This is a genomic window from Kitasatospora sp. NPDC017646, from assembly GCF_044329365.1.
Taxonomy (GTDB): Bacteria; Actinomycetota; Actinomycetes; order Streptomycetales; family Streptomycetaceae; genus Kitasatospora.
In genome coordinates this window covers 41,902-48,103 of sequence record NZ_JBIRJC010000048.1, presented here as the reverse complement: position 1 = coordinate 48,103, position 6,202 = coordinate 41,902, and the positions used below count along the sequence as shown (strand labels likewise).

Genomic DNA, 6,202 nt, shown 5'->3' with positions numbered 1-6,202 from the left:
ATCTCGCAATCCACACCTGGCCAGAAGGCCCTCACTCATTTCAAGATCAGCTGACCGTGACCCCTGTCACCAACCTCCGTGGGCAGTACACCTAGCGACCCGGCCGCCGTCCAGGCGTCCCCCGAGGCCCGGCTCACCGCGGTGAGCACGCTCCGTTCCTCGAACCCGTGGCGCCGTCTCCACGGCTCGCGTCCGGCACCCGCCGCCCGCTGGGGCCCGGCGGCCTGGCCACCCCGGCCGCCGACAGCTGACCAACAACCACAAAGGCGCCGGCCGGGACAGTTCGCTGTCCCGGCCGGCGCCTTCGTCACGCCTTCCAGCTGAGAGTCACCAGTCCATCCGGGAGCCGGTGTAGTCGTCCCTGTAGGTGTCGGCGGCCAGCTCGTCCGGGTCCCGGCGGCCGACGAACGGCGTCGTGGCCGCAGGCCGGGCCGCGCCCTTGCTGGTGCACCGCTCGCGGTTGCTGGCCCTGCGCTGCACCTCGTCCCAGCGCTCGGGCAGGCGATGACGGGCGTCGCAGTCGACGCCGCCGCAGTGGGTGCCTTCGGGGCTACTCATGGATCCCACCTCTCTGGTGAAAGATGATGGACGGCGGCGGGTCAGGTCGTGGCACGCGGTCAGGTGCGGGCCCGGATAACGAGCAGCCGCGGTGACGGTTCCGGGGAAGACGCAGCCGCGCTCATCCCGCGCGGCCCCGCGCCCGAAACCCGAGCCGGTCGCACCACTGCCGCCGAGCAGGAGCCTGCGCCCGCGTCAGTCTGACAAAAAGAAAAATGGAAGTAGTGTCATCCGCGCTCCGGGCGAACGGGGTTCTTACGGGTGGAGAGGCGCCCACTCCGTCCTGTTCGATCGGAAACCGCAAGGAGCTGTACATCATGACGCGGATGAAGAAGTACCTGGCCGCCGCGGCGGTCGCGGCTGCCATGGCGGGTGCCGCCACCACTGCCCAGGCGTTCGCCGACACGAAGCCGGTCGGCCCGGCCACACACGTCGCGAGCGCCCCGGCAGCCAGCGCCAAGTCCACCGCCACGCCCAAGCCGTTGGAGTCGTCCAAGGCCTCGGCGGCCTCGGCGGTGCGGGTGGTGGCCGCCGGGGAGAAGGTGCAGGCCCTGCCTGGTGTGACGCTGTGGTTGACCGCGGAGGGCAAGCACTGGTCCGCCCCGGAGCAGAGCGATCAGTTCCGCAGTGTGGTGGACGGCAACCTCGCGCCGGGAAGTGCGAGTGCCCAGCAGGAGGGCGTCAACGGGCGGCTGTTCCTGTCCGGGGTGTTCATGGGCACGGGCGATGCGGCCCGGGTCGAGATCGCCACCCAGGACGACACCCTCTCCGGCCACATCCTGACGCTGGCCGGCCACCCGGGCTGGGGTGTCTGGTACGCCGACGGTGGCCCGTTCAAGCCGCGCCACGCCATCGACCCGCAGCACCCGTTCCACTCGGACGTCCGCAAGGTCACCGTCTACGACTCTGCGGGCAAGGTCATCTCCCAGCTGGTCGTCCCCGACCACGGCTGATGTGCCCCAGGGGTCCGGGCGATGTCCGGGCCCCTCCGCCCCGCCCCGGACGCCCTGATCCAGAGGAACCGCCGCTCGTGACGCATGACAGTTCCGCGGACTTCGCCGATTACGCCGCCCTGGCCTGGCCACGGCTGGTGCGCACGGCGCACATGCTGACCGGCGACTTCCACGAGGCCGAGGACCTGGTGCAGACCACGCTCGTCAAGGTCTACGCCCGCTGGTCGCGGATCCCGCGCGACGAGGTCAACAGGTATGTGCGCCGGGCGCTGGTGAACAACAACTTCAGCCGACTGCGCCGCAAACGCGTCGCCCAGCTGCTGATGCCCTTCCTGCCGGAGTCGGTGCACGGCTCCCAGGAGGGGCACGCCGAGTCCATCGAACACCGCACCGCGCTCATCGAGGCGCTGGAGGCACTGTCGCCCCGTCAACGCGCCGTCATGGTGTTGCGGTTCTGGGAGGATCTGAGCGAGCTGGAGACCGCCACAGTACTCAACTGCTCGCTCGGTACGGTCAAGACCCATATCCGGCGAGGTCTGCAGGCCCTCCGCGCCAACCCCCTGCTCGCCCACGACACTGCCGCCGGAGCCGCCAGATGACCTCCCGGTCCGACGCCGAACGGATGCGCGCTGTCTTCGCCGAAACCGCGCACGACATCACGCCGGCCCCGCCCCCGCTGGCCGCCATCGAACGGGCCGGCCGCGCCCGCAAGCGTCGGCGCGCGGCCGGGCTGGCGGTCTGCTGCGGTCTGCTACTCGGCTCCCTCGCAGCCGCCGCCGTCCACCTCTCCGCCGCCGACCACCTCTCCGCCGCCGACCGCGCTCGGATCGCTCCGGCAGTCACCGCGGCACCCACCGCGGCACCCACCGCAGTGCCCTCGGCGGTGCGGGTGGTGGCCGCCGGGGAGAAGGTGCAGGCCCTGCCTGGTGTGACGCTGTGGTTGACCGCGGAGGGCAAGCACTGGTCCGCCCCGGAGCAGAGCGATCAGTTCCGCAGTGTGGTGGACGGCAACCTCGCGCCGGGAAGTGCGAGTGCCCAGCAGGAGGGCGTCAACGGGCGGCTGTTCCTGTCCGGGGTGTTCATGGGCACGGGCGATGCGGCCCGGGTCGAGATCGCCACCCAGGACGACACCCTCTCCGGCCACATCCTGACGCTGGCCGGCCACCCGGGCTGGGGTGTCTGGTACGCCGACGGTGGCCCGTTCAAGCCGCGCCACGCCATCGACCCGCAGCACCCGTTCCACTCGGACGTCCGCAAGGTCACCGTCTACGACTCTGCGGGCAAGGTCATCTCCCAGCTGGTCGTCCCCGACCACGGCTGACTCAGCCGACGCCCGTCCAGGAACAACAGCAGGATCACGAAGCCCGCGAACAGGTGGGTACCGGCGATGTAGATCGGGGCGCGGATCAGCATCGCCTTGCGCCGGCCCTTCTCGTCGCGGGCGGCGGCACTCGCATCGGCAGCGGTTCCTTCTCGGTGTGGTCGGTCACGGGGCCCAGCCGACCCGCACCGGGTCGGCGGCGTCCCCGACCGTGTACACACAGGGGTCGGCGACCGAGCGCCGGGGGGCGGTGATGATCCGGCCCCACGCGTCGGTGGCCAGGCGCGCCGCCGTGGCCAGAGGCGCCACCCGGGGTGCCGCCGGTCCACAGGGCGGCGTCCCGACGAACCAGATCGCCGCCAGTGAGGGGCGGGAAGGGGACCGGCGGCGGGCAGCCGGCCCGCCGCCGCCAGAGGGGGCCCGTCGATGGCAGGACGGGGACCGAGCGGCACCACCAGGCCATGGCACCACCGAGGAGCAACAGATGGAACCGAGTCCGCCGCAGGCCGTACTCCACGCGGATCGTCCGGACGCGTCCTACACGGTCGAGGAGGTCTCCAGGCTGGTCGGGATGTCGCCGCGCAACATCCGGGCCCACCAGTCCCGCAAGCTGCTCCCGCCGCCGGCCCGCCGGGGTCGGGTCGGGTACTACGACGAGACCCACATCCGTCGGCTGCGCCACATCGTCCACCTGCAGCGCCAGGGCTTCAACCTGGTGTCCATCGCGGCCTTCCTCGGGGTGGGGGACCGAGACGCCGAGGAGGCCCGGCTCGCCTCCGCAGTCAACCGCGCGGTGCGCGACCAGCTCGCGGTGTTCTGCTCCCTGAACCGCCACGGCATGCTCGGCTGGGAGGCCGACGGCACCGTGACCGTCGCACGGCCGGAGGTGCACCGGGCGACGGTGGAACTCGTGCGGACCGGCGTCCCGCCGACGGCCGCCCTGCGGTGCCTGGCCCGCTCGCTGGACCGGATCACCAGCGCCGCCGAGGAGTTGGTCGCCTCGTCGAGCGCGGAACTCCTCGCCGGCGCCGCCGAGGAACAGGGTTCTTCGGCACCGGCGGCGGTGCGAGGGCCGGCCGGTGGGCAGCGGATCGCGCGGCTGACCGAGGGCGTGGTGGAGCTGCTGGTCAGCACGTTCCGGGCCGCCGCGGAGGATCGGGGCCGTGAGATCGTCACCGAGTTGCTCATGGACGCTGACGGTTCCGACAGTTGGGTCGAGGAGCACCTGGTGGTCGAGAACGGATGAACCGGCGCGGCCTGGCCCGCAGCGTCCGGCCGGTGGCAGGAATCGGTGCAATCGTGAGCCGATGGCACGCCCGATCCCGTTCCTTTTTTGTAGAACAGTCGCATCGCCAGCACTCCGCCAGGGTGCGCCGTCACCAACGGAGTTGCGGTGCCGCGCCCGCGGGTCCTCAAGTACCACAAGCCCTGCCGACGTGCCGTACGGCCGTCTCAGTACCGGAAGCATGAAGAACCAGTGAATCGAACAACTCCCCTGTTGGGCACGGTGAAGACCGAGAGCTACCGGCTCCGCAGCGACGCCCGGTTGACCGAGGGGCCGGGGGGCTCGCTCGTCCTCGAACAGTCCCGCTACCGGCTGCGCCTGCCCGGGCTGGAGGCAGGGCGCCGCGCGGTGCTGCTGCGGATGGTGGAGAACTGGCTCAGCGACTTGCAGATCGCTCAGCTAGTCACCGGGTTGGAGGGTGACTCGCGGCTGCTGCCGACCCAGTTGCTGGTGCGCCGGTTGCTGCTGCACTCCTGGCTGGAACGCCGGGTCTCCGTCGGAGCCCGCGCCCTGCTGGATGTCGTGCCCCGCAGCATCGGCGCCAAGAGCGTTCCGCCGCAGCGCCGCCACCGGCCCGGAGCGGTCTACCGGATGTCCAGGTTCGCGGTGATGCGTGCCGAGCAGGGCCGGATGGTGGCGTACTCGCCGCTGAGCACCGTCGGAATCAGTTTCTCCGGGTTCCGGCCGGCCGCCGTCCTAGCCCGAGCATGTGCGGAGGAGATCGGCCTCGGCGAGGTGGCGGAGGAGTCGGGGGTGGACGAGTCGGGGGCGGGGTTCCTGCTGGACGAGTTGCTCGCCGCCCGCCTCCTGGTGACCCCGGAGGAAGCCGGGGCCGAGACCCGTGCGGCACCGATGGCCCTCTGGTCGGCGGAGGAACTCTGGCTGCACGACCGCTCCCGCCCGGAGCGCCACGCGGCGCCGATCGGCGCCACCGACCGCTTCCGCAGTCCGCCGGCGGCGGACTGCGGGCGGACGGCCGCCGCCGAGGGCCGCTCCTCGATCGCCCTGCCCGCACCCCCGTACGCGGCCCGGGAGTCCAGTTCGTTGTCGACGGTCATGGCGCGGCGCCGCAGCGTGCGAGGGCACGACGACAGTCGGCCGGTGACCCTGGCCCAGCTCGGCGAGTTCCTCCACCGGGTGCAGCGCCTCGAAATCCGTGACCGCGACGGCGAGACGACCGGAGTCCGGCCCTATCCAGGCGCGGGCGGTCTCGGTGAGCTGGAGGTCTACCCGCTGGTCTCGCGGTGCGCGGGCCTGCCCGGCGGCCTCTACCACTACGACTCGACGCACCACCGGCTCGCGCCGGTGGCCGCGCCGGGGCCGGCGACCGAACGGATGCTGTCCTTCGCCCGGGGAACGGCCACCATGCCGGGCCCGCCGCAGGTCCTGTTCGTGATCACGGCCCGGGTCGGACCGCTGATGCGCAAGTACGAGGGGATCCCGTACACGCTGGCACTCAAGGACGCCGGGATCCTGAGCGCCTGGATGTACCTGGTCGCCACCGACATGGGCCTCGCCCCCTGTGCCCTCGGTGCGGGCGACACGGCCTCCTTCTCCGCACTGGCCGGCTTGGACACGCTGGCCGAGCCGGCCGTCGCCGAGTTTGTTCTTGGTTCCTGCCCGCCCGACGGCCGGGAGCCGGCATGAGACTGCGCGCCCCGGGAGCCCCGGCCCGGCAGAGACATGTTCCCCCACCGCACCCGAGAGCAGAGGACCGCGCCATGCACGCCACCGAACGCACCGCTTTCGCTTCCGGCTACAGCGCGGCGGTGGCCGCCGTCTGGTCCGATCGGGGTCAGGAAAGGCTCTTGGCCGAGGACCCGCGCATCCTGCTCGCCGAGCACGGAATCCGGGTGCCGACGGGAACGACCGTGGTCGTCGACCGCGACCGGCCCGCGGCACCGGACGTACTGGACGCGCAGATCCGGTCCTGGGAGGAGGCAGCCGTCAGCGGCCGGCTCACGCTGTTCGTGCCCCGCCCCGGTCGCTTCGAGGAGCGGGACCTCTCGGAGGAGGAACTGGACGCGCTGGTGGCCGGCGTGGGCGTCCAGGGCTTTCCGGAGATGCCCTACTGATCCGCCGGAG

General features: G+C 71.9%; 9 protein-coding genes. 6 read left to right on the top strand and 3 right to left on the bottom strand.

Features of this window, described 5'->3' with window-relative positions; all coding sequences use genetic code 11:
• Positions 1-327 precede the first annotated feature (327 nt).
• The gene (locus tag ACH4J0_RS37520; RefSeq protein ID WP_396245665.1) at positions 328-558 is read right to left on the bottom strand and encodes a hypothetical protein; all 231 of its coding nucleotides are present in this window, start codon (positions 556-558) and stop codon (positions 328-330) included.
• Between the two features lie 317 nt (positions 559-875).
• On the opposite strand from ACH4J0_RS37520, the gene ACH4J0_RS37515 reads away from it, so the two are divergent.
• The 3 genes from ACH4J0_RS37515 to ACH4J0_RS37505 all read left to right on the top strand — a co-directional run bounded on the left by ACH4J0_RS37515 (position 876) and on the right by ACH4J0_RS37505 (position 2,832).
• Positions 876-1,511 (top strand): hypothetical protein, encoded by a 636-nt coding sequence (locus tag ACH4J0_RS37515; protein ID WP_396245664.1) that lies wholly within the window; start codon positions 876-878, stop codon positions 1,509-1,511.
• Positions 1,512-1,588: 77 nt separating this feature from the next.
• Complete coding sequence (locus ACH4J0_RS37510; protein ID WP_396245663.1) at positions 1,589-2,110, top strand: SigE family RNA polymerase sigma factor; 522 nt, start codon at positions 1,589-1,591, stop codon at positions 2,108-2,110.
• Entirely contained in the window at positions 2,107-2,832 is a 726-nt protein-coding gene (locus ACH4J0_RS37505) for a hypothetical protein (protein WP_396245662.1), read from the top strand. Before ACH4J0_RS37510 ends, ACH4J0_RS37505 begins: the two co-directional genes overlap by 4 nt.
• Here the strand turns inward: ACH4J0_RS37505 and ACH4J0_RS37500 are convergent.
• Together ACH4J0_RS37500 and ACH4J0_RS37495 are read right to left on the bottom strand one after the other, a co-directional pair.
• The gene (locus ACH4J0_RS37500; protein WP_396245661.1) at positions 2,778-3,053 is read right to left on the bottom strand and encodes a DUF6126 family protein; all 276 of its coding nucleotides are present in this window, start codon (positions 3,051-3,053) and stop codon (positions 2,778-2,780) included. The genes ACH4J0_RS37505 and ACH4J0_RS37500 overlap by 55 nt on opposite strands.
• Positions 2,998-3,141 carry a hypothetical protein gene (locus ACH4J0_RS37495; protein WP_396245672.1) on the bottom strand — a complete coding sequence of 48 codons (144 nt, stop codon included), beginning with the start codon at positions 3,139-3,141 and terminating at the stop codon, positions 2,998-3,000. The genes ACH4J0_RS37500 and ACH4J0_RS37495 overlap by 56 nt, the downstream gene beginning before the upstream one ends.
• A 175-nt stretch (positions 3,142-3,316) precedes the next feature.
• On the opposite strand from ACH4J0_RS37495, the gene ACH4J0_RS37490 reads away from it, so the two are divergent.
• From ACH4J0_RS37490 to ACH4J0_RS37480, 3 genes are all read left to right on the top strand, one after another.
• On the top strand, positions 3,317-4,078 hold the full coding sequence (locus ACH4J0_RS37490) for a MerR family transcriptional regulator (protein WP_396245660.1): 762 nt from the start codon (positions 3,317-3,319) through the stop codon (positions 4,076-4,078).
• Positions 4,079-4,339: 261 nt separating this feature from the next.
• Complete coding sequence (locus ACH4J0_RS37485) at positions 4,340-5,764, top strand: SagB family peptide dehydrogenase (RefSeq protein WP_396245659.1); 1,425 nt, start codon at positions 4,340-4,342, stop codon at positions 5,762-5,764.
• 74 nt (positions 5,765-5,838) lie between these two features.
• On the top strand, positions 5,839-6,192 hold the full coding sequence (locus ACH4J0_RS37480) for a hypothetical protein (protein WP_396245658.1): 354 nt from the start codon (positions 5,839-5,841) through the stop codon (positions 6,190-6,192).
• The last annotated feature ends 10 nt before the right edge of the window (positions 6,193-6,202 follow it).

What these genes read in the sequence shown, in the direction of transcription:
- ACH4J0_RS37520 (WP_396245665.1), bottom strand. Translation starts at nt 558, where the DNA reads ATGAGTAGCCCCGAAGGCACCCACTGCGGCGGCGTCGACTGCGACGCC.
- ACH4J0_RS37515 (WP_396245664.1), top strand. Translation starts at nt 876, where the DNA reads ATGACGCGGATGAAGAAGTACCTGGCCGCCGCGGCGGTCGCGGCTGCC.
- ACH4J0_RS37505 (WP_396245662.1), top strand. Translation starts at nt 2,107, where the DNA reads ATGACCTCCCGGTCCGACGCCGAACGGATGCGCGCTGTCTTCGCCGAA.
- ACH4J0_RS37490 (WP_396245660.1), top strand. Translation starts at nt 3,317, where the DNA reads ATGGAACCGAGTCCGCCGCAGGCCGTACTCCACGCGGATCGTCCGGAC.
- ACH4J0_RS37480 (WP_396245658.1), top strand. Translation starts at nt 5,839, where the DNA reads ATGCACGCCACCGAACGCACCGCTTTCGCTTCCGGCTACAGCGCGGCG.